Source organism: Planococcus chinensis (assembly GCF_042681545.1).
In the GTDB taxonomy this organism is placed as follows: Bacteria; Bacillota; Bacilli; order Bacillales_A; family Planococcaceae; genus Planococcus; species Planococcus chinensis.
Genome location: NZ_JBHUFW010000014.1, coordinates 1 through 23,231 on the forward strand (window position 1 = coordinate 1; position 23,231 = coordinate 23,231).

The following is a 23,231-nucleotide window of genomic DNA, read 5'->3' on the forward strand; positions in this document are numbered from 1 at the left end:
GAACACGGAAGTTAAGCTCTTTTGCGCCGATGGTAGTTGGGGGTTTCCCCCTGTGAGAGTAGGACGCCGCTGGGCACATCGAAGGCCGTTACCTGAAAAGGTAGCGGCTTTTTTGTGCTTAATCATAAAAGTGGAATATTGAGGGCATTAACCTCCTCAGAACGAAAGTTGCATTTATTGGCGAATGGCTGCCATGGGTTAAAGAAACCGTATGGCTGATGGACTGAATGTAAGATTATTTTATCGGTGTAAATAGTTTTTCAGTGGAATACGGCAAGCATTCCTCATTGCAAAAAAAGCCTGTACCATAAGGCCTTAATGCTAAGCGGCAACGGTCTTCTCCTTGCATTCGCCTCTAAATTCAACTAGTATGAAATTTGAAACTTAACAGGCAAGAAAGGGTGCAAAAATTGGATATTAATCCGTGGTTGATGGTTTTAATTATTTTTACGATCAATATCGTCTATGTATCATTCCTTACTATCCGGATGATCATGACGTTGAAAGGCTACCGCTATATGGCTGCAATCATCAGCATGATAGAAACGGTTATTTATATAGTAGGTTTGGGTCTAGTATTAGACAACTTGGATCAGATTCAGAACCTGATCGCCTACGCTATTGGTTTTGGTTCAGGCGTCATTGTGGGATCTAAAATTGAAGAGAAAATGGCTTTGGGCTATATCACGGTAAACGTCATCACCAGTGACGAAGACCCGACGCTTCCTAAAAAACTGCGGGAAAAAGGGTATGGCGTTACCGATTGGATTGCCAATGGGATGGAAGGCGGACGGCAGTCAATGCAAATCCTGACGCCGCGCAAAATGGAACTTCAATTATATACCACGATAAAAGAGCTAGACCCGAAGGCATTTATCATCGCTTATGAACCGAAAACGATCCATGGCGGTTTCTGGGTGAAACAAGTCAGGAAAGGAAAATTGTTTAAATGAGCAAGAATACGGTCTGGTTTGAAGTTGGAGAAAATGAAACGATTAAAGAATGCCTGGACCGGATGAAGGCCGCGGGATATGCTGCTGTTGGCCGGAGGGAAGAACCGCTCTTTGAAGAAGTAAATGGCGAACCGGTACCAGTTAGGCAAATCGTGAAGTTTAAAGGAAGCAAATTAGAAAATTAAATCCATATACTTGAAAAAGGCGAACGATTACAGATGATGTCTTTTTATCGTTCGACTTTATCGTTGACTCGTCTCTCATATCTTGTTATGATTACTGAGGATACCCCATATATGCAGAAGGATTGGCTTCTGCGTTTCTACCAGGACACCGGAATGTCTGGACTATGCGGGAAAGCAACTTATGGAGACTTGGCGAAGGATGTGCTTCTATGCCATCATTTTTAAATTCGTTCAAACAAACAAGCCCTTAAGTAAACTGCTTTTCACGTTATGTGAGCAGTTTATTTGAGGGCTTTTATTCGTTCAAAGGAGAGATTGGTATAATGGATCCGCGAATCGGCGTAATAATGGGAAGTTCAAGCGATTGGGAAACGATGAAACACACATGTGATGTGCTTGATGAACTCAGCATTGCATATGAGAAAAAAGTTATTTCTGCTCACCGGACACCGGACTTGATGTTCAGTTATGCGGCGGAAGCCCGGGAGCGCGGATTGCACGTCATTATCGCAGGTGCGGGCGGAGCAGCCCACTTGCCGGGGATGGTTGCCGCTAAAACAACCTTGCCGGTTATCGGCGTACCAGTTCAATCAAAAGCGTTGAACGGGCTGGACTCGCTTTTGTCGATCGTTCAAATGCCAGGAGGCGTCCCGGTTGCGACGGTAGCGATCGGAAAAGCCGGAGCCGTGAATGCCGGTTTGCTCGCTGCCCAGATTCTTGGGACCGTGGATGCGGATGCAGCAGATGCTCTTGAAGAAAGAAGAAGACGGACACAGGATGAAGTATTGAAAAGCACAGGTGATTTGATATGACAAAGACTATTTTGCCAGGCCAGACAATCGGCATCATCGGCGGCGGACAGTTAGGCCGGATGATGGCGTTGGCAGCGAAAGAAGCAGGATTCAAAATTGCGGTACTGGACCCCGGCATGGATTCGCCGACCGGGCAAGTGGCCGACATCGAGATAATCGCGCCTTATGATGATGCGCAGGCACTGGAAGAACTGGCGGAAGCCAGCGACGTCATCACGTATGAATTTGAAAATATTGACGCTGCCGGGCTTGAGAAACTGATGGAACATGCTTATGTACCACAAGGCGCAGAGTTGATCCGTATTACGCAAAACCGGATTTTTGAAAAGCAGGCGATAGCGGATGCGGGTGTTCCGATTGCCGATTATATTGCAGCAGAAACGTTTGAAGAATTGAAGGAAAAAAGCAGCCAGCTGGCATATCCTTTTGTTGTGAAAACAGCAAAAGGCGGATATGACGGGAAAGGGCAGCAGTTGGTTTCGAAAGAAACAGAGCTGGCCATGGCCGAACCGCTTTTTAAAAATGGCGCTTGTGTAGCGGAAGCATTCATTGAGTTCGACAAGGAAATATCCGTAATCATCCAGCGCAATGTGCACGGCGAAGCGGCGATTCTGCCGATCGGGGAGAATATCCACAAGGATCACATTCTCCATGAAACAATCGTGCCGGCACGTGTAGCGGAATCTACGATTGGATTGGCCAAAGCAGCAGCAGGAAAGATCGCAGACCGTCTGGAGATGGTCGGAACATTGGCAGTCGAAATGTTCGTGTTGAAAGATGGCGGGATCCTGGTGAATGAACTGGCCCCACGCCCTCATAATTCCGGGCATTATTCAATAGAAGGAACCAATATCTCGCAATTCCATCAGCACATTCGGGCTATTTGCGGCTGGCCGCTTAGAAAGCCAAAGCTGTGGGCGGATACGGTGATGGTCAATGTACTGGGCGAGCATGTCGCGCCGCTGGCATCCAAGATTTCCCGCTATCCCGACTGGTCGATTCATTTATATGGAAAAGATGAAGCAAAGCATAAACGCAAAATGGGGCATGTCACCATTTTGACGGATGATATCGAGAAAACATTGAACGAAATAGACGAATCCGGCATTTGGCCGGAATAATTGGAGGAACTGGATTATGATCGCACGTTATACACGACCTGAAATGGGTGCAATTTGGACAGAAGAAAACCGCTACAACGCTTGGCTGGAAGTTGAAATTTTGGCATGTGAAGCTTGGGCGGAAATCGGCGATATCCCGAAAGAAGATGTCGCAAAGATCCGGCAAAACGCCTCGTTTTCAGTAGATCGGATTTTAGAGATTGAAGAAGAGACCCGCCATGATGTGGTCGCTTTTACCCGGGCGGTATCTGAGACGCTCGGCGAAGAACGCAAATGGGTGCATTACGGGCTGACTTCAACGGATGTCGTGGATACGGCGCTTTCATACTTGATCAAGCAAGCGAACGAAATTATCCGAAAAGATTTGAACAACTTTATCGAAATTCTGGCGAACAAAGCCAAAGAACATAAAATGACGGTCATGATGGGCCGTACGCACGGCGTCCATGCAGAACCGACCACATTCGGCCTGAAATTGGCGCTGTGGCACGAAGAAATGAAGCGTAACTTGGAACGGTTTGAAGCGGCTGCTAAGTCGATCGAGACCGGCAAAATGTCCGGAGCTGTCGGCACGTACGCCAACATCGATCCATTTGTTGAAGAGTACGTCTGCAAACAGCTGGGACTTGCCGCTTCACCGATTTCGACCCAAACGTTGCAGCGTGACCGCCATGCACAGTACATGAGCACGCTGGCACTCATCGCGACATCCATCGAGAAATTCGCGACAGAAATCCGCGGCCTGCAAAAATCGGAGACGCGCGAAGTGGAAGAGTTTTTCGCCAAAGGCCAAAAAGGTTCATCGGCAATGCCGCATAAACGCAATCCGATCGGTTCGGAGAACATGACCGGCCTTGCCCGCCTGATTCGCGGCTATATGGTCACTTCTTACGAAAACGTCTCGCTTTGGCACGAACGCGATATTTCGCATTCATCAGCAGAACGCGTCATCTTGCCGGATGCGACGATTGCCTTGAACTATATGCTGAACCGCTTCTCGAATATCGTGAAGAACTTGACGGTGTTCCCGGAAAACATGAAGCGCAATATGGACTCAACGCTCGGCTTGATTTATTCGCAGCGTGTATTGCTTGCCTTGATCGACAAAGGGATGGCGCGCGAAGCGGCGTATGACACGGTCCAGCCTTGTGCGATGGAAGCGTGGGAGAACCAGACGCATTTCCGCAAAATTGTGGAAGCGAACGATACGATCACTTCCCAATTGACCAAAGAAGAACTGGATGATTGCTTCGACTATAACCATCATTTGCAGCAAGTGGACATGATTTTCAACCGACTTGGATTAAACTAAACGGGGGCTTTGAACATGGAAAAAGGTCAGCTATTGTACGAAGGCAAAGCAAAACGCTTGTATGCAACAGACGAACAAGGCATTTTATGGGTGGAATACAAAGACTCAGCGACAGCTTTCAACGGCGAAAAGAAAGCGGACATTGCCGGAAAAGGCACGCTGAACAATAAAATCACATCATTGCTCTTTGAAAAATTGAAGGAAGCGGGAATCGAGTCCCATTTCGTCAAACAATTGTCTGACCAGGAACAGCTTGTCCGTGAAGTGTCGATCATCCCGATTGAAGTGGTGGTACGCAACATCGTGGCAGGCAGCATGGCAAAGCGCCTAGGAATAGAAGAAGGCACGCAGCTCGAACGGCCGGTTGTGGAATTCTATTATAAAGACGACGTACTGGGCGATCCGATCATTACGGAAGACCACATCCAATTGCTAGGCCTTGCGGCACCGCAAGAAGTGCAGGAGCTGCGCGAGAAGGCCTTGAAAGTGAACGAAGTGCTGATCGGCTTCTTTAAGGAAGTGGGCGTCGATTTGGTCGACTTCAAGATCGAGTTCGGCCGCGATAAGGACGGCAGCATTCTGCTGGCTGATGAAATTTCGCCAGACACGTGCCGGCTTTGGGATTCGGAAACGAAACAGAAACTCGATAAAGATGTATTTCGCCGGGACCTCGGCAATTTAACCGATGCGTACGGACTCATTTTAGCTAAATTAGGAGGACAACATTCATGAAAAAAGTAAAAATCTACGTTACCTTGCGTGAAAGTGTATTGGATCCACAGGGCTCAGCAGTGATGGGGTCTCTCCATAAAATGGGCTACAGCCAAGTTGAAGATGTACGCATCGGGAAGTACTTGGAATTGATGATTGCGGACGAGGAAAAGAATGTGGATGCACTGGTCAATGAAATGTGCCGTAGGTTATTGACGAACACGGTGATCGAGGATTACCGTTTCGAAATCGAGGAGGCTGTCTCACAATGAAATTCGCAGTAATCGTATTCCCTGGCTCTAATTGCGACTTGGACATGTACCACGCCATCAAAGATGAACTCGGCGAAGAAGTGGACTATGTTTGGCATGATTCAACTGATTTGAGCAAGTACGACGGCATTTTGGTGCCGGGCGGGTTTTCTTACGGCGACTACTTGCGCTGCGGCGCAATCGCCCAGACTTCTGCCATTATGGCGGAAGTGAAAAAAGCGGCAGAAGCCGGCAAACCGGTTCTGGGCGTCTGCAACGGCTTTCAGATCCTGACCGAAGCGGGCCTTCTGCCAGGTGTTCTCCTGCGCAACAAGAACCTGAAATTCATGTGCCACACGGTCGGCTTGAAAGTCGAGAACGCTGACACGATCTTCACGAACCAGTACACTGCAGGCCAGAAAATCCGGATCCCGATCGCCCACGGCGAAGGGAATTATTACTGTGACGATGAGACATATGAAAAAATGAAAGCAAACAACCAGATCGTCTTCACTTATGAAGGCGACTTTAACGGCAGCCGCAACAATATTGCGGGCATCATCAATGAACGCGGCAATGTGCTTGGCATGATGCCGCATCCGGAGCGTGCGGTTTCCGATCTGATCGGCGGCAGCGACGGCTTGTTGTTATTTAAATCAATCGTTAAACAGTGGAGGGAATCACATGTCACTCATGCTTGAGCCAAATATCGAACAGATCAAAGACCAGAAAATCTACCGCCAAATGGGCTTGTCCGACGCAGAATTTGAAATGGTGGAAAACATCTTGGGCAGAACACCGAATTACACGGAAACGGGTTTGTTTTCGGTAATGTGGTCTGAGCATTGTTCATATAAAAACTCAAAACCGGTGCTGGCAAAATTCCCGACCAAAGCTCCGCGTGTGCTGCAAGGGCCAGGCGAAGGCGCCGGAATCGTCGATATCGGCGATGGCCAGGCGGTCGTTTTCAAAATGGAATCGCATAACCATCCATCCGCCATCGAGCCATACCAAGGCGCAGCCACAGGCGTCGGCGGCATCATCCGCGACGTGTTCTCAATGGGGGCGCGCCCGATTGCGATGCTGAATTCACTCCGCTTTGGCGAATTGCAGACCCCCCGCGTCAAATATCTTTTTGAGGAAGTAGTAGCCGGGATTGCGGGCTACGGCAATTGCATCGGCATTCCGACAGTGGGCGGCGAAGTGCAATTCGACGCTTGCTACGATGGCAACCCATTGGTCAACGCTATGTGCGTCGGCCTGATCGACCACAAAGACATTCAAAAAGGCGTCGCTTCCGGCGTCGGCAACCCGGTCATGTACGTCGGCGCCAAAACCGGCCGCGACGGCATCCACGGCGCGACATTCGCTTCCGAGGAATTGACGGATGCATCAGAAGAAAAACGCCCGGCTGTCCAAGTTGGGGATCCGTTCATGGAAAAGCTCTTGCTGGAAGCTTGCCTGGAACTGGTCAAATCCGATGCGCTGGTCGGGATCCAGGACATGGGGGCGGCTGGCCTTACATCATCGTCAGCGGAAATGGCTTCAAAAGCCGGTTCCGGCATCGAGATGGATTTGGATCACGTTCCGCAGCGTGAGCGCGATATGACAGCGTATGAAATGATGCTATCGGAATCACAGGAACGCATGCTGATCGTCGTGAAAAAAGGCCGCGAACCGGAAATTGTCGAGCTGTTCGAAAAGTACGGCTTGGATGCCGTAACGGTCGGAACGGTAACAGATGATTCGACACTGCGTTTATTGCATAAAGGCGAAGTCGTGGCAGAAGTGCCTGTCGATGCGCTTGCAGAAGACGCGCCGGTCTACCATAAACCGTGGAGCGTGCCTGCTTATTTCACGGAATACCAGCAGCTCGAAAACGTGGAGCCGAAAGTCACCGATTACAATGAAACCTTATTGAATTTATTGCAGCAGCCGACGATCGCTTCAAAAGAATGGGTCTACGATCAATACGACCACCAAGTGCGCACGAGCACTGTGGTGAGCCCGGGATCGGACGCGGCGGTCATCCGCGTGCGCGGCACGAACAAAGGCCTCGCGATGACAACGGACTGCAACTCACGCTATATCTACCTGGACCCGGAAACCGGCGGTAAGATTGCGGTTGCGGAAGCGGCACGCAATGTTGTCGTATCCGGTGCGAAACCATTGGCGATTACAGATTGCCTGAACTTCGGGAATCCGGAAAAGCCGGAAATCTTCTGGCAGCTGGAAAAAGCGGCGGACGGCATGTCTGAAGCCTGCACGATTCTTGATGCGCCGGTAATCGGCGGAAACGTCTCTTTGTACAATGAAACAAACGGCACAGCGGTTTATCCGACGCCGACAATCGGGTTGGTCGGACTCGTGGAAGACCTCTCTCATGTTACAACGCAGGACGCGAAAAAAGCGGGCGATCTGGTTTACATGATCGGCGAAAGCTTCACGGAATTCGGCGGCAGTGAATTGCAGAAAATGGTCGAAGGGCGCATCTTCGGCAAAGCACCGAGCATCGATTTGGACGTGGAAGCGAAGCGCCAAGCGCAGATCCTTTCAGCAATCCAGCAGGGCCTAGTGGCTTCGGCACATGATGTAGCCGAAGGCGGCGTAGCTGTAGCGCTCGCCGAGAAAGCATTCGGCAAAGGGCTTGGGCTTGACGTCACTCTTTCCGGTTCTGCAACGACAGCTTTATTCAGCGAATCACAATCCCGTTTCATCCTTACCGTTTCTCCTGGCAATGAGCAAGCGTTTGAAGCAATTGTCACGGACGCCAAGAAAATCGGAACGGTCACTGAAGGCAACCAATTGGTGATCAAAGGCGAAGACGGTACGGCATGGATCAACGGTTCAGTCGATACGCTTCGCGCAGCCTGGAAAGGAGCAATCCCATGCTTGCTGAAATCAGAAGCTTAAATGAAGAATGCGGCATTTTCGGAATTTGGGGAAATGCGAATGCGACCCAGCTGACCTATTACGGACTGCATGCATTGCAGCACCGCGGACAGGAAGGCGCCGGAATTGTTTCGACAGACGGCAATAACCTGTTTCCCTTGAAAGGGGAAGGCATGGTCAGCGAAGTGTTTACACCTGAAAAACTCGGAAAAATCGCAGGCCAGGCAGCCATCGGCCATGTCCGCTATGCGACGGCGGGCGGCAGTGGCATCGAAAACGTCCAGCCGCTGCTCTTCAACTCGACAACCGGCAGCCTGGCGATTTCGCATAACGGCAACCTGGTCAACGCAAACCATTTGAAGAGCCACTTGGAACGCCAAGGGAGCATTTTTCAGACAACGTCCGACACGGAAGTGCTGGCGCATCTGATCAAAAGAAGCGGCTATGAATCGTTTCAAGAAAAAGCGAAAAATGCTTTGTCGCTCTTGAAAGGTGCATTCGCCTTTTTGATCCTGTCAGAAGAAGCGATGTATGTCGCGCTCGACCCGAACGGCCTTCGTCCGCTTTCTCTTGGGAAGCTCGGCGATGCGTGGGTGGTAGCGTCTGAAACATGTGCATTCGATATTGTCGGAGCGGAGTTTGTCCGTTCTGTCGAGCCGGGTGAGTTTTTGATCATCAACGATGACGGCATGCGTGTGGAACGTTTTGCTTATCCGGATGAACGCGCAATCTGTACGATGGAATATGTTTATTTTTCCCGCCCGGATTCGGACATTGACGGAATCAATGTCCACGCTGCCCGCAAACGCCTCGGCAAGCAGTTGGCGAAAGAGATCCAAATCGATGCCGACGTGGTCACCGGAGTGCCGGACTCGAGCATTTCTGCGGCGATCGGCTATTCGGAAGCAAGCGGCATTCCCTACGAACTCGGCTTGATCAAGAACCGCTACGTCGGACGTACGTTCATCCAGCCTTCGCAGGATCTGCGCGAACAAGGCGTCAAGATGAAATTGTCGCCGGTCCGCCAAGTCGTGGAAGGAAAACGCGTCATCATGGTCGATGACTCGATTGTGCGCGGTACCACTTCGCGCCGGATTGTGAATTTATTGAAAGAGGCAGGAGCGACGGAAGTGCACGTTGTCATCTCTTCGCCGCCGATCAAGAACCCGTGTTTTTACGGCATCGACATCTCGACGTCCGGTGAATTGATCGCTGCGAACAATACAGTTGATGAAATGCGTGAAATCATCGGCGCGGATTCGCTGACATTCTTGTCGGTGGAAGGCATGGTCCAAAATATCGGACGCACAGATCCGGGTTCGAAATGCGGGCATTGCCTAGGATGTTTCACAGGCGAATATCCGACCAACATTTATCCGGATACGGTATTGCCGCACGAAAAAGAAAAAGTGAAATAAGGGGGAACCGGTGTGTCAAAAGCATATGAAAAAGCAGGCGTCAATATCGAAGCGGGCTATGAAGCGGTCAACCGCATGAAATCGCATGTCGAGCGCACAGCGCGAAAAGGCATGATGGGTGCGTTCGGCGGCTTCGGCGGCATGTTCGATTTATCGGCGCTGAATTTGAAGGAACCGGTCCTTGTTTCCGGAACAGATGGCGTAGGAACGAAATTGAAACTGGCATTCATGGCCGACAAGCATGATACGATCGGCATCGACGCTGTGGCCATGTGCGTCAATGACATTGTCGCCCAAGGCGCAGAACCATTGTTTTTCCTGGATTATATTGCAGTAGGCAAGGCAGTTCCTGAGAAAATCGAACAGATCGTCAAAGGCGTCGCTGATGGCTGTGTCCAGTCCGGTGCAGCATTGATCGGCGGGGAAACAGCAGAAATGCCGGGACTGTATGAAGCGGATGAGTATGACATTGCCGGTTTTGCAGTAGGCGCTGCGGAAAAGTCGGCCATCGTTACAGGCGAAAAGATCCGGCAGGGCGACGTGTTGATCGGCCTGGCATCAAGCGGCATCCATTCGAACGGCTATTCGCTGGTCCGCCACATCATGTTTGAAGAACACCATTACCAGCTTGAAGGGATTGTCGAAGGCTTTGAAGACCTTGGGCCGATCGGCAATGAGCTGTTAAACCCGACCAAAATCTATGCGAAAACCGTCGCTTCGATTCTGGCTGCCAGCAGCGTCAACGGCATGGCCCATGTGACCGGCGGCGGATTTATCGAGAACTTGCCGCGCATGATGCCGGAAGGGCTGGGCGCTGAAATCGAGCTCGGCACATGGCCGGTGCTCCGCATCTTCGAATTGCTTCAGGAAAAAGGGAAGCTTTCACACCGTGACTTGTATTCGGTCTTTAACATGGGCATCGGCTTCGTGCTGGCGGTTTCGCCGGAACGGGCAGAAGAAGTGCTCCAGGCAGCGGAAGCGAGCGGAGACCGGGCATACCGGATTGGCACCGTTTCCGGAAAAGCAGGCGTCCAATTCGTCGGTGAACAGGACGGGACTCTTGATGGCCAATAAACCTAAAATTGCCGTTTTCGCTTCTGGAAACGGCTCTAATTTTCAAGCGATAGCAGATGCAGCGCAGATCGGTGCGCTGAATGCGGAAGTGGTGCTGGCCGTCTCGGACCGCCCGCAGGCATATGTTGTGGAGCGGGCAAAGGAAATGGGCGTCGAGACGCTGGTGTTCACCGCTTCACAATACGGCTCGAAAGCGATGTATGAAGAAATGCTCAAAGGCAAACTGCTGGGACTTGGCGTGGAGTGGATCGTACTTGCAGGTTATATGCGCCTGATCGGCCCTGTGCTCCTTTCGGCATTCGAGAACCGCATCGTCAATATCCACCCGTCAGCCCTGCCGGATTTTCCCGGCAAGGATGCAATCGGCCAGACCTTGTCTGCCGGTGCGGAAACGGCGGGAGTGACGGTGCATTTCGTGGATGCCGGAATGGACACCGGGAAAATCATTGCCCAGGAATGTTTTCCGGTAAACGGACGCAGCAGAGATGAAGTAGAAGCGGAAATCCATGCGATCGAGCACCGGCTTTACCCTGCAACTTTACAGCAATTATTCAGCCGGTGAATTCACCGGCTCTATTTTTAGGAGGACATACTTTGAAAAAGAGAGCATTATTGAGCGTATCAGACAAATCCGGCATATTGGAGTTTGCCCAGGAACTTGAGAAAATGGGTTATGAAATCTTATCGACTGGCGGCACGAAGCGTTTCTTGGAAGAGAATGGCGTGGGCATCACGGCTGTTGATGAAGTGACCGGATTTCCCGAAATTCTTGAAGGCCGTGTAAAGACGCTTCACCCGCTGATCCACGGCGGACTGCTCGGCAAACCTGACGATGAGGAGCATCAGCGACAGATGGCCGAAAACGGCATTTCGCCAATTGACATTGTCTGTGTCAACCTCTATCCATTCCGCGAAACAATCTCCAAACCGGACGTATCGGTCGAAGACGCCATCGAGAACATCGATATCGGCGGCCCGACGATGCTGCGGTCTGCTGCAAAAAACCATGCCTATGTAACGGTCATCGTGGATGCATCAGATTACGCAATCGTCATCGAGGAACTCCGCAGCAGCAGCGAAACCACTGCAGAAACCCGCCGCCGGCTAGCGGCTAAAGTGTTCCGCCATACTGCAGCCTATGATTCCTATATCTCTAATTACTTGACGGAATTGACAGGCGAAGATTTCCCGGAAGCGCTGACGCTTACATATGAATTGGCGCAGCCGCTCCGCTACGGGGAAAATCCGCACCAGAAAGCGGCATTTTACCGCAGCGCACTCGGTTCCGATTTCTCGACTGCGAATGCTGCCCAATTGCACGGCAAAGAACTGTCTTATAACAATATCCAGGACGCCAACGCAGCCTTGCAGATCATCAAAGAGTTCTCGATGCCTGCAGCTGTTGCTGTGAAGCACATGAATCCATGCGGTGTCGGGACTGGCCAAGGGATTGCAGAAGCTTTTGCAAAAGCTTATGAAGCGGATTCCACATCGATTTTCGGCGGCATCGTAGCGCTGAACCGTGAAGTGGATGCCGAAACAGCCCAGCAGTTGAGCACGATTTTCCTTGAAATCATTATCGCGCCTTCTTATTCACCGGAGGCATTGGAGCTGTTGACCCAGAAGAAGAACATCCGCTTGCTGACGATACCGTTCGAACGGGTCCGCCAGGACAAATGGAACACGGTCACCGTAGAAGGCGGTCTGCTGCTTCAGGAACCGGATGCCTTCGGCTATAAGGATGCCGACATCCAGGTCGCGACAAAGCGCCAGCCGACAGAAGCGGAGCTCGAAGCGCTGAAGCTTGGGTGGAGCGTTGTCAAACATGTGAAATCGAATGCCATTGTCGTCTGCGATTCCAATATGACGCTGGGCGTCGGAGCGGGGCAAATGAACCGCGTCGGAGCCGCGAAAATCGCATTGGAACAGGCAGGAGAGCGTGCAGAAGGCGCAGTGATGGCTTCAGATGCATTTTTCCCGATGTCCGATACCGTCGAGGCTGCAGCATGTGCAGGCATCAAAGCGATCATTCAGCCTGGCGGTTCGAAAAAGGACCAGGACTCGATCGACAAAGCGGATGAATACGGCATCGCCATGGTGTTTACCGGCGTCCGCCATTTCAAACATTAAACAAGGGGGCACACCATGAAGGTCTTAGTGATCGGAAAGGGCGGGCGGGAACATGCCATCGCCCGCCAATTTTCAAAATCCGCTTCTGTGTCGAAAGTATACGCAGCACCGGGCAATGATGGAATGGCAGAAGATGCTGAACTCGTAGGAATTGATGAACTGGATTTTAACGCATTGAGTGATTTTGCCGTGCAAAACGGCATTGATTTTACCTTTGTGGGGCCTGAACAGCCGCTGGCTGCGGGGATCACTGATTTTTTTGAAGAACGGGGCCTGCGGATCTTCGGGCCTTCGCAAGCAGCAGCCCAAATTGAAGGCAGCAAGGCGTTCGCCAAAGAATTGATGAAGAAATACGGCATCCCGACCGCAGCTTATGAAACCTTCACGGAAGCTGCACCGGCTGTGGAATTCATCCGGAGCCACGGTGCGCCGATTGTCATCAAAGCAGATGGCTTGGCAGCCGGCAAAGGCGTCGTAGTTGCAGGCAGCGAAGAAGAAGCGATTGCGGCCGTGAACGATATGCTCGAAGGGCAGAAGTTCGGCGAATCGGGTTCACGCGTCGTCATTGAAGAATTTCTTGACGGGGAAGAGTTCTCGTTCATGTCGTTTGTCAAAGGGGGGCGCATCTATCCGATGCCGATCTCCCAGGATCATAAACGGGCATATGACGGGGACCGTGGCCCGAATACCGGCGGCATGGGCGCTTATTCACCGGTGCCGCAAATTTCGGAAGAGGTTGTTGACGAAACGTATTCCCGGATCGTCAAGCCCGCGGTCGATGCGATGCAGGCAGAGGGCACGCCGTTTGATGGCATCCTTTATGCCGGGATCATCCTGACGGCACAGGGGCCGAAAGTGATCGAGTTCAATGCCCGTTTCGGCGATCCCGAAACGCAAGTGGTCCTGCCGCGGATGGAATCGGATTTTGGAAGGTTCATGGATGCGCTGCTAGGTGGAGAAGAATTCGACTTGAAATGGAACCCTGCTGCAGTGCTGGGTGTCGTAGTTGCGGCAGAAGGCTATCCGGAAAGCGTCCGAAAAGGCGCGCTGCTTCCGGACACCGGGCGGCTTGAAGGCGTGCAGGTGACGCATGCAGGCACCAAAAAAGGCCCTTCAGGCTTTGAAGCCAACGGAGGCCGGGTGATTTTCGCTTCGGCAAGCGCCAGTACATTGGCAGAAGCGCAGGCTGCAGTGTACCGGGAACTCGGGAAGCTCCAATGGGACGGTTTCTTCTACCGGTCCGACATCGGCTGGCGTGCAATGAAAAACTGAATATGTTATACTATTAAATGACACAAATTCGTTAAGGAAATGTGTCATTTTTTATTTGATATGCCGCCCTTGGCTTATCAAATCCAAGTTGAGGATTTTCAACAGCCCACTTTTACCTCTAATTACACTTCAGAACAAAACGGCAGCAACCGACTCCATCAACAAAATCAGCAGGGCATCACAACTCGAAAGGAGCACAAACTATGAATTGGTATGAAAAATTGAATCAGTATTTCCCAGTAGAAGAAATGAAATCAAAAGAGCATATGGACACATTGCTGAAAGAAAAAGGAAGCGTCTACTTTAAAGATGAGGGGCCATACCACGTCTTGATGTACGCGGAATTTCCAAGCTTCACATTTGTCGACTATCTTTTCGTTTCAAAAGAATCGCGCGGCATGGGGCTTGGCAAAAAAGCGCTCCAATTCCTGAAAGACAAGAACAAGCCGATCATCCTCGAAGTCGAGCCGGTCGACTATGAAGACACGGACTCCGAAAAGCGCCTGCGTTTCTATGCGCGCGAAGGATTCGAGCATGCGTCTTCCATCGGCTATTGCCGCCGTTCGCTTGCAACAGGCGAGGAGAATTCCATGGAAATCCTTTACTGGGCTCCGAACAATGAATCAGAAGAAGAGATCTTTGAATCGATGAAAAAGATGTATGGCGAGATCCACACATACAAAGACGAGCATTTCTACGGCGAGTCGTACGATCCGGTTTCTCAAGTGCTGACTTTTGAAGAAGAAAGCAAAAAAGATGTTTTAGGGCCGTTCAACAACCCCGTATCGAAATAATGGAAATCCACGCTGCGTGCGTGGATTTTTTGTGTCCCTTTAGAATCAGAATCTTCTAATATCATGGCATCTTCTCTGTATTTCTATGCATTGTTATGCTACGATATTATGTATGGAAATAGAAGAGAGAAGGTGCCGGCTATGGTGAATCCATTATGGAGAAACAAGGAAATACGGGAACAATTAAAAATTATTACTAAAGAGGCCTCGCCGGATCTTGTATTGATAAATGCTACATACTTGCATGGCATTTTCAAAAAATGGGTGACGGGCAATATCTGGATCGACGGGGACCGGATCGTCTACGCGGGGCAGGAAATGCCGAACATCGGGCCAAATACGGAAGTGGCGGACATGGAAGGCAAGTGGTTGGTGCCGGGCTATATCGAACCGCACGTCCACCCGTTTCAGCTGTACAATCCGCAGACGTTTGCCGATTATGCAGCACAAGGCGGAACGACAACCTTCCTTTCGGACAATTTAAACTTGTTTTTATCTTTGGAAAACGAGAAAGCGTTTTCATTATTAGACCAACTGGCGGAGCTGCCGTTCAGTTTCTACTGGTGGACACGGTTTGATTCGCAGACGGAGCTTTTGAATGAAGACAGCTTGTTCACCTCCAAAGCGGTCGGGGAATGGCTCGACCGCCCCGACGTCCTTTTGGGCGGCGAACTGACGGGCTGGCCGAAGTTGATGGCCGGCGATGACCAGATGCTCTACTGGATCCAGAAGGCGAAAATGGGGCTGAAGAAAATCGAGGGCCATTTTCCAGGCGCTTCTGAAAAGACCTTGGCGAAAATGCGGCTGCTCGGTGCAGATGGCGACCATGAAGCCATGACTGCCGATGAAGTGGAGATGCGCTTGTTCCATGGCTATGGCGTCACTTTGCGCCATTCATCGATCCGTCCGGATCTGCCGCATCTCCTGAAGGACATCGTTGCGCGCGACTTGAACGTCTTCGATAAGTTGATGATGACGACTGACGGGTCGACGCCCGCGTTCCATCTGGACGGCGTGATGGACTTGTGCATCAAGATCGCTCTTGAAGCAGGCGTACCGCAGATCGATGCGTATATGATGGCTTCCTATAACGTGGCCCGCTATTATAATGTAACCAGTTTGCACGGCTTGATCGCGACTGGCCGCTATGCCAATATCAACATCCTGGAATCGCTCGACAATCCGGTTCCGTCCGGCGTCATTTCCAAAGGCGTCTGGCTGAAGAAAGACGGAAAAAAAGTGGTTGCTCTCCCTGAAATCGATTGGTCCGTATTGCCGGACCTCGAAATGGACTTTGATTTGTCGGAAGATGATTTCCAGTTCTCGATGCCATTCGGAATTGAGATGGTGAATGATGTCATCACCAAACCATATAAGGTCAGCGTGGATACGCACGAAGGGCACCTTTCCAAAAAACACGATGAAAGTTTTTTGATGCTTTTGGATAAACACGGGAAATGGCGCGTCAATACGCTGATCAAAGGATTCGCCTCAGGCGTCAGCGGATTTGCATCCTCCTATTCGAATACCGGTGACATCATCCTGATCGGCAAAGACCGGAACGATATGAAAGCGGCTTTCGAGGAGCTGAAGCGCATGAAGGGCGGCATCGTCCTTGTTGAAGACGGCGAAGCGGTCTGCACGTTGCCGCTGCCGATCGGCGGCTTCTTGAGCGACCAGCCGATGGAACGGTTGATCCCGCAGGAGCAGAAGCTGAAAGAAGCACTGAAAGAGCGCGGGTATAAGCACGGCGATGCAGTCTATACCTTGCTGTTTTTGCAGGCGACGCATCTTCCGTATGTACGGGTCACCCAAAAAGGAATCTACGATGTCATGAATAAAAAAATCCTCTTCCCGGCATTTATGAGGCAATAGCGATGAAACGCTGGCTCCTTGTCCTGCTTGCTGCAACCCTGCTTGGCGGAATCGTTCTATATTACATGAACAAAGGAAATGGCGATGAACCGGCTGATCGGCCTTCGGAAGAAACTCCGGAGCTAACCACTTCTCCTTATTCGGGAGAGGCGGGCGGACCGTTCGATAAGCGGGCGGTGATGGCGGTCGTCAACAACCATCCGGATGCCCGGCCGCAGACCGGTTTGGCCGAAGCGGATATGGTGTTCGAATTTATCGCCGAATACAACATCACGCGTTTTTTGGCGCTTTACCAAAGCGGATACCCGGAAGAAGTCGGCCCGATCCGGAGCGCCCGCGAGTATTTCGTGAAACTGGCCGCGGCGCATGATGCGTTTTTTGTCGCGCATGGCTACAGCCCGGAAGCATATCAGCTGCTCGAATCGGGTATAGTGGACCATGTGAACGGGATGGACCATGACGGCACGCTTTTCCAGCGGTCAAGCGACCGGGTGGCGCCGCATAATTCCTATATCACATTCGAAAACGTTCTGACAGCCATGGAAAACACGGGGGCATCCGCTGCATACAGCGGCACAAGCCCTTATGCCTTCTACGATTCCATTGAAAGTGCTAAACTGGTGGAACAGGCAACTTCTATAGAAGTGCAGTACGGAACGGATCCAGACTTCTTGAACACCTATTCCTACGATGCCGGGACCGGTCTTTACAGCCGTGCATCGGGCGGGGTCCGGACGGCTGAAAAGGACACGGGGGAAGCCGTAGAGCTGGCAAATATCCTGGTGTTTGAAGCGGCTCACAAAACGATTGATGCCAAAGGGCGCCAAGCGATCGATATATCTAGCGGCGGAAAAGCACTGCTTTTCCAAGGCGGAGGGATCCAGGAAATAGCATGGAGTTCGAAAGATGGGATGCTTGTCCCGACAATTGACGGCGAATCCGTCCGTTTGGCTCCGGGGAAATCGTGGATCCATATTGTGCCGGTTGAACCCGGCATGGAGAGTTCGGTCCGCTATACCCCTTGATGGGTCCATAGACATGAAAGGACGGTTATGCCGTATGCAGGTAGATAAAATCCGAGGGCCGCAAACTGATCAATTGATCCAAGCGGTGTTGGCGCTGAAAGATGAAGAGGAAGCGTACCGCTTTTTCGATGATCTGTGCACCATCAGCGAAATCCAGTCGCTGTCGCAGCGCCTGGAAGTCGCGCGCATGCTGCGGATGAAAAAGACGTACGAAAAGATAAAGAATGAAACGGGAGCCAGCACAGCGACCATTTCCCGGGTGCGCCGCTGCCTGAACTACGGCAACGACGGCTATGATGAAATGCTCGCCAGGCTATATCCGGACGAAAAGCCGTTCCAGCTTCCTAAAGACTGACAGAGAACCGACTCTGTTCAGTCTTTTTTTGCTATAATGGAGCAATGAATACTGAAATAGAGTTAGGTGGATGATTGTGGACTTTCAGACATGGCGCCATGTATTTAAATTAGATCCGGCAAAGACGATTCCGGATGGACAGTTGGAACGAATTTGCGAATCTGGGACCGATGCCATCTTGATTGGCGGCAGCGATAATGTCACACTCGACAATGTCCTGGATTTAATGTCGCGCGTCCGGCGCTTTACGGTGCCGGTGGTGCTCGAAGTTTCGGCCATCGATTCCGTGACGCCGGGATTCGATTATTATTTCATCCCTACGGTGCTAAACAGCAGCGACCCGCGGTGGATAAAAGGCCTTCACCATGAGGCGATCCGGGAATACGGCGATCTCATGGATTGGGAGGAACTGGTTCCGGAAGGCTATTGCATCTTGAACCCTGCCTGCAAGGCGGCGGAATTGACGAAAGCAGATACAGCGTTATCGACAGAGGACGTTCTTGCGTATGCGAGGATGGCGGAGCATTTTTTCCGGCTGCCGATTTTTTATTTGGAATATAGCGGTACATACGGCGACCCGGCATTGGTCCGGGAGGTTAAAAACGTATTGAAGGAGACACGGCTGTTTTACGGGGGCGGTGTGGATTCGGCAGAAAAGGCGCAGGAAATGGCGCAGCTCGCTGATACGCTCGTTGTCGGAAACATCATTTATGAAGATTTGGAAGCGGCGCTTGCAACCGTTCAGGCGGTTGCGGAAACCGGGAAACAATCGTTATAATAAAAAGAACAGACGTTCGAGGTGGTGCACAATGGAAATGATATCAAACAGTTTACTCAACGGGATGAATCCCGAACAGGCGGAAGCCGTAAAAACGACAGAAGGCCCTTTGCTGATCATGGCAGGTGCGGGATCGGGCAAGACGCGGGTGCTGACGCATCGGATCGCTTATTTGGTGCTGGAAAAACAGGTGTATCCGTCGAACATTCTGGCGATCACGTTCACCAACAAAGCGGCGCGTGAAATGCGGAACCGGATTGACGGACTGCTCGGACACGGGACAGGGGAGCGCATGTGGGTTTCGACGTTCCACTCGATGTGCGTGCGGATCCTTCGCCGGGACATCGACCACATGGGCATGTCCAAGAACTTTTCGATCCTGGACACGACCGACCAGCTGACGGTCATCAAGAATGTCTTGAAGCAATTGAACCTGGATCCGAAAAAATACGAGCCGCGCACGATGCTGAATGCCATTTCGTCTTCGAAGAACGAATGCATCAGCGCGACGGAATTCGCAGCCAACATGAATCCGCATAATCCGTACGAAAAAACAGTGGCGGAAGTGTATGAAGCGTACGAAAAACGTTTGAAAAAGAACCAGTCTCTCGATTTTGATGATTTGATCATGACGACGCTCAACTTGTTCAACACGGTCCCGGAAGTGCTCGAGTTTTACCAGAATAAATTCCATTACATCCACGTGGATGAATACCAGGATACGAACAACGCCCAGTACCAATTAGTGCAGAAGCTGGCGAGCAAATTCAAGAATATCTGCGTGGTCGGCGACTCGGATCAGTCAATCTACCGCTGGCGCGGCGCGGATATCACAAACATCCTGTCGTTCGAGAAAGATTACCCGAACGCGAAAGTCATCATGCTTGAGCAGAACTACCGCTCGACGAAACGGATTCTTCAGGCGGCAAACGACGTGATCAAAAAGAACACGAGCCGCTACCCGAAGGAATTGCGCACGGACAACGCGGAAGGGCCGGCCATCACGCTGCATAAAGCGTTCGATGAACGCCAGGAAGCGCAATATGTGGTCCAGGAAATTCAGAAGCTCATGCAAGAAGACGGCTACAAGACATCGGATTTCGCCATTCTGTACCGAACTAATGCCCAGTCGCGAGTGCTCGAAGAAATGTTCGTGAAATCGAATATGTCTTATACAATCGTCGGCGGCACCAAGTTCTATGACCGCAAAGAGATCAAGGATCTGCTGGCTTATTTGCGTCTGATCGCCAATAACGATGACGACCTGTCGCTTGCGCGCATCATCAATGAACCGAAGCGAGGCATCGGCGCCACTTCGTTCGAGAAAATGGCGCGTTTTGCGATTGACCAGGACCGCACCATCATGGATGCCTTGCAGGAAGCCGATTTTATGGGCCTTACGCCAAAGACAGCACAGACAGCGCTCGAATTCCGGTCGATGATTGCCGGATTTACGCAAATGCAGGAATACCTGTCGGTGACGGAATTGGTGGAGGAAGTGCTGGACAAATCCGGCTACCGCCATATGCTGCAGATCGACAAGACGATCGAAGGCGAAAGCCGCCTGGAAAACTTGAACGAATTCCTGTCGGTTACCCAAGCGTTCGAAAAGCAGAGCGACGACAAATCGCTTGTGGCTTTTTTGACAGACCTTGCCTTGATTTCCGATATTGATTCGCTTGACGATGAAGAAGATGCTGACGGCCCGATCATCCTGATGACGATGCACGCCGCAAAGGGGTTGGAGTTCCCCGTCGTTTTCATCATCGGCCTGGAAGAAAACGTCTTCCCGCATTCGCGTTCGAACAACGACAACGACGAATTGGAAGAAGAGCGGCGACTGGCATATGTCGGCATCACGCGCGCTGAAAAGCGGCTGTATTTGACGCATGCCTCTTCGCGTACGCTGTTCGGCAAGAGCAATTACAATATGCCGTCGCGTTTTATCGCCGAAATCTCGGAGGATTTAATCCAACCGACATTCGCGAACCACCGCGCAGGAGCGGCGACGAGCTACCGGCAAGCGCCGAAGCGTCCGGCGGTGACGCGCCCTGCCTACGAAACATCCGGCGGCGACAAGCTGGGCTGGCGCCCGGGCGACCGCGCGAAACACAAAAAATGGGGGACCGGCACGGTCGTCAGCGTCAAAGGCGAAGGCGAACAGACGGAACTCGACATCGCATTCCCGAGCCCGGTCGGCATCAAGCGGCTGTTGGCGAAATTCGCACCGATCGAAAAAGAATAAGCAGGAGGACATCCAATGGACCGAATACAAGCAGAACAACGAGTGATTGAGTTGAATGAAACACTGAGGGCTTATGGCCACGCATATTATGTGCTGGACAAGCCGGAAGTTCCCGATGCGGTATATGACCAATTGCTGAACGAATTGATCGAACTTGAAAACTTGTATCCCGACTTGATCTTTCCGGATTCTCCTACCCAGCGCGTCGGAGGTACGCCGATTTCGAATTTTGAAAAGGTGACCCATTCAAGCCCGATGCTCAGCTTATCGAACGTGTTCAATGAAGAAGATATCCGCGAGTTCGACAAGCGCGTCCGGAACGGGGCAGGCGACAACATCGAGTATGTCTGCGAGCTGAAAATCGACGGCCTTGCCGTTGCACTCCATTATGAAAACGGCCGCTTTGTCCAAGGGGCGACGCGCGGCGACGGCCGTGTAGGGGAAGACATCACCGTCAATCTCCGGACCGTGCGGACGATCCCGTTGAAGCTGAAGGAACCGGTCGCGATTGAAGTGCGGGGCGAAGTGTTCATGCCGAAGAAATCGTTCCATGATCTGAATGCGGAACGCGGCGAACGCGGCGAGGAATTGTTCGCCAATCCGCGGAACGCGGCAGCCGGCTCCCTTCGCCAGCTCGACCCGAAGATCGCTGCGAGCCGCAACTTGGATGTGTTTATTTACGGCATCGGCAGCGAAGGGGAATCCTACGGTTTGAGCGAACACGAGGAATCGTTGAAGTTCGTTGAAAAGATCGGCTTTAAAACCAATAATGAGCGCCGCGTCTGCAAAAGCGTCGAGGAAGTGCTGGCGTTCATTGCCCACTGGCAAGAGCAGCGCTCGGAACTGCCGTATGAAATCGATGGCATCGTCATCAAAGTGAACCGTTATCTGCATCAACAGGATCTTGGTTTTACGGCGAAGAGCCCGAAATGGGCGACCGCTTATAAATTCCCTGCTGAGGAAGTGTTGACGACTGTGCGGGATATCGAGCTCAGCGTCGGACGGACAGGTGTTGTGACGCCTACCGCAATACTCGACCCGGTCTCTGTCGCAGGAACGACTGTCCAGCGGGCATCTTTGCATAACGAAGACCTGATCAAAGAAAAGGATATCCGCATCGGCGATAAAGTCATTATCCGCAAAGCGGGCGATATCATTCCTGAAGTGGTGGCGGCATTGGCTGACCAGCGCACCGGAAGCGAGGAGCCTTTCGAGATGCCGACGCAATGCCCGGCATGCGACAGCGAACTCGTGCGCATTGAAGGTGAAGTGGCGTTGCGCTGCGTCAATCCGCAATGTCCGGCGCAGATTACGGAAGGCCTGATCCATTTCGTTTCGCGCAATGCAATGAACATTGAAGGGCTGGGCGAAAAGGTCATCGAGCAATTGTACCGGGAAGGGCTGATTGCCGACATTGCCGATCTTTACAGACTGACGAAAGAGCAATTGATGGGCTTGGAGCGGATGGGTGAAAAATCAGCTTCCAACCTCATTGCGGCAATTGATGCATCCCGCAGCAATTCCATGGAGCGGCTCCTGTTCGGCTTGGGCATCCGCCACGTCGGCGAACGCGGAGCCCGTATTCTGTCCGAGCATTTCGGTTCAATGGAGAAGCTAATGGCGGCAAGCAAGGAAGAGCTGGTCGAGATCCATGAAATCGGCGAAAAAATGGCCGATTCGATCGTAGCGTATTTTGATACGGAAGAAGTGCGGCAATTGATGGAACGTTTAGCGGAAGCAAACGTCAATTTAACTTATACGGGAACGCGCGTATTCGTAGAAGCCGGCGCCAATGCGTTTGCCGGCAAGAAGATTGTCCTCACCGGAAAACTGTCCCAGCTGACGCGCGGAGAAGCGCAGGAGCGCATCGAGTCGCTGGGGGGCAAAGTGTCCGGAAGCGTCAGCAAGAAGACCGATTTGGTCATCGCCGGCGAAGAGGCAGGCTCGAAGCTCGATAAAGCATTAGAGCTGAAAGTGGATGTATGGGACGAAGAGCGCCTCATCGAAGAATTGAGCAAATAAGGAGAT

At 51.6% G+C, this 23,231-nt stretch carries 21 protein-coding genes, 1 rRNA gene and 1 riboswitch; all 22 genes read left to right on the forward strand.

Features of this window, described 5'->3' with window-relative positions; translation table 11 throughout:
- A 5S ribosomal RNA gene (gene rrf / locus ACFSDB_RS16625) occupies positions 1–75 on the forward strand; the annotation flags it as partial.
- Between the two features lie 356 nt (positions 76–431).
- Positions 432–953, forward strand: coding sequence for a DUF2179 domain-containing protein (locus ACFSDB_RS16630; protein WP_204893618.1), 522 nt, complete (start codon positions 432–434; stop codon positions 951–953).
- Complete coding sequence (locus ACFSDB_RS16635; RefSeq protein ID WP_204893619.1) at positions 950–1,138, forward strand: NETI motif-containing protein; 189 nt, start codon at positions 950–952, stop codon at positions 1,136–1,138. The genes ACFSDB_RS16630 and ACFSDB_RS16635 overlap by 4 nt, the downstream gene beginning before the upstream one ends.
- 85 nt (positions 1,139–1,223) lie before the next feature.
- Positions 1,224–1,323: riboswitch (purine riboswitch) on the forward strand.
- 138 nt (positions 1,324–1,461) lie between these two features.
- Positions 1,462–1,950 carry a 5-(carboxyamino)imidazole ribonucleotide mutase gene (gene purE, locus ACFSDB_RS16640; protein WP_204893620.1) on the forward strand — a complete coding sequence of 163 codons (489 nt, stop codon included), beginning with the start codon at positions 1,462–1,464 and terminating at the stop codon, positions 1,948–1,950.
- Positions 1,947–3,071: a 5-(carboxyamino)imidazole ribonucleotide synthase gene (purK, locus tag ACFSDB_RS16645; protein ID WP_204893621.1), complete on the forward strand. Its 1,125-nt coding sequence runs from the start codon at positions 1,947–1,949 to the stop codon at positions 3,069–3,071. The genes purE and purK overlap by 4 nt, the downstream gene beginning before the upstream one ends.
- A gap of 16 nt (positions 3,072–3,087) precedes the next feature.
- Positions 3,088–4,383, forward strand: coding sequence for an adenylosuccinate lyase (gene purB, locus ACFSDB_RS16650; RefSeq protein WP_204893622.1), 1,296 nt, complete (start codon positions 3,088–3,090; stop codon positions 4,381–4,383).
- 15 nt (positions 4,384–4,398) lie between these two features.
- On the forward strand, positions 4,399–5,115 hold the full coding sequence (gene purC / locus ACFSDB_RS16655) for a phosphoribosylaminoimidazolesuccinocarboxamide synthase (protein ID WP_204893623.1): 717 nt from the start codon (positions 4,399–4,401) through the stop codon (positions 5,113–5,115).
- On the forward strand, positions 5,112–5,366 hold the full coding sequence (gene purS / locus ACFSDB_RS16660) for a phosphoribosylformylglycinamidine synthase subunit PurS (protein ID WP_204893624.1): 255 nt from the start codon (positions 5,112–5,114) through the stop codon (positions 5,364–5,366). Before purC ends, purS begins: the two co-directional genes overlap by 4 nt.
- Complete coding sequence (purQ, locus tag ACFSDB_RS16665) at positions 5,363–6,046, forward strand: phosphoribosylformylglycinamidine synthase subunit PurQ (RefSeq protein ID WP_204893625.1); 684 nt, start codon at positions 5,363–5,365, stop codon at positions 6,044–6,046. The genes purS and purQ overlap by 4 nt, the downstream gene beginning before the upstream one ends.
- Positions 6,030–8,258: a phosphoribosylformylglycinamidine synthase subunit PurL gene (gene purL / locus ACFSDB_RS16670; RefSeq protein WP_204893626.1), complete on the forward strand. Its 2,229-nt coding sequence runs from the start codon at positions 6,030–6,032 to the stop codon at positions 8,256–8,258. The genes purQ and purL overlap by 17 nt, the downstream gene beginning before the upstream one ends.
- Positions 8,234–9,655: an amidophosphoribosyltransferase gene (gene purF, locus ACFSDB_RS16675; RefSeq protein WP_204893627.1), complete on the forward strand. Its 1,422-nt coding sequence runs from the start codon at positions 8,234–8,236 to the stop codon at positions 9,653–9,655. The genes purL and purF overlap by 25 nt, the downstream gene beginning before the upstream one ends.
- A 12-nt stretch (positions 9,656–9,667) precedes the next feature.
- On the forward strand, positions 9,668–10,729 hold the full coding sequence (gene purM / locus ACFSDB_RS16680) for a phosphoribosylformylglycinamidine cyclo-ligase (RefSeq protein ID WP_204893628.1): 1,062 nt from the start codon (positions 9,668–9,670) through the stop codon (positions 10,727–10,729).
- Positions 10,719–11,291, forward strand: a complete 573-nt coding sequence (gene purN, locus ACFSDB_RS16685) for a phosphoribosylglycinamide formyltransferase (RefSeq protein WP_204893629.1) — start codon at positions 10,719–10,721, stop codon at positions 11,289–11,291. The genes purM and purN overlap by 11 nt, the downstream gene beginning before the upstream one ends.
- A 32-nt stretch (positions 11,292–11,323) precedes the next feature.
- Positions 11,324–12,859: a bifunctional phosphoribosylaminoimidazolecarboxamide formyltransferase/IMP cyclohydrolase gene (gene purH / locus ACFSDB_RS16690; protein WP_204893630.1), complete on the forward strand. Its 1,536-nt coding sequence runs from the start codon at positions 11,324–11,326 to the stop codon at positions 12,857–12,859.
- Between the two features lie 15 nt (positions 12,860–12,874).
- Positions 12,875–14,131: a phosphoribosylamine--glycine ligase gene (gene purD / locus ACFSDB_RS16695; RefSeq protein WP_204893631.1), complete on the forward strand. Its 1,257-nt coding sequence runs from the start codon at positions 12,875–12,877 to the stop codon at positions 14,129–14,131.
- A gap of 203 nt (positions 14,132–14,334) precedes the next feature.
- Complete coding sequence (locus tag ACFSDB_RS16700) at positions 14,335–14,925, forward strand: GNAT family N-acetyltransferase (protein WP_204893632.1); 591 nt, start codon at positions 14,335–14,337, stop codon at positions 14,923–14,925.
- Between the two features lie 141 nt (positions 14,926–15,066).
- Positions 15,067–16,800, forward strand: a complete 1,734-nt coding sequence (locus ACFSDB_RS16705) for an adenine deaminase C-terminal domain-containing protein (protein WP_204893633.1) — start codon at positions 15,067–15,069, stop codon at positions 16,798–16,800.
- A 2-nt stretch (positions 16,801–16,802) separates the two neighbouring features.
- Positions 16,803–17,825 carry a DUF3048 domain-containing protein gene (locus ACFSDB_RS16710; RefSeq protein WP_204893634.1) on the forward strand — a complete coding sequence of 341 codons (1,023 nt, stop codon included), beginning with the start codon at positions 16,803–16,805 and terminating at the stop codon, positions 17,823–17,825.
- Between the two features lie 34 nt (positions 17,826–17,859).
- Positions 17,860–18,180, forward strand: coding sequence for a YerC/YecD family TrpR-related protein (locus tag ACFSDB_RS16715; protein ID WP_204893635.1), 321 nt, complete (start codon positions 17,860–17,862; stop codon positions 18,178–18,180).
- 70 nt (positions 18,181–18,250) lie between these two features.
- The gene (pcrB, locus tag ACFSDB_RS16720) at positions 18,251–18,958 is read left to right on the forward strand and encodes a heptaprenylglyceryl phosphate synthase (protein WP_377340680.1); all 708 of its coding nucleotides are present in this window, start codon (positions 18,251–18,253) and stop codon (positions 18,956–18,958) included.
- A gap of 31 nt (positions 18,959–18,989) precedes the next feature.
- Positions 18,990–21,203: a DNA helicase PcrA gene (gene pcrA / locus ACFSDB_RS16725; RefSeq protein ID WP_204893636.1), complete on the forward strand. Its 2,214-nt coding sequence runs from the start codon at positions 18,990–18,992 to the stop codon at positions 21,201–21,203.
- A 15-nt stretch (positions 21,204–21,218) separates the two neighbouring features.
- On the forward strand, positions 21,219–23,225 hold the full coding sequence (ligA, locus tag ACFSDB_RS16730) for an NAD-dependent DNA ligase LigA (RefSeq protein ID WP_204893637.1): 2,007 nt from the start codon (positions 21,219–21,221) through the stop codon (positions 23,223–23,225).
- The last annotated feature ends 6 nt before the right edge of the window (positions 23,226–23,231 follow it).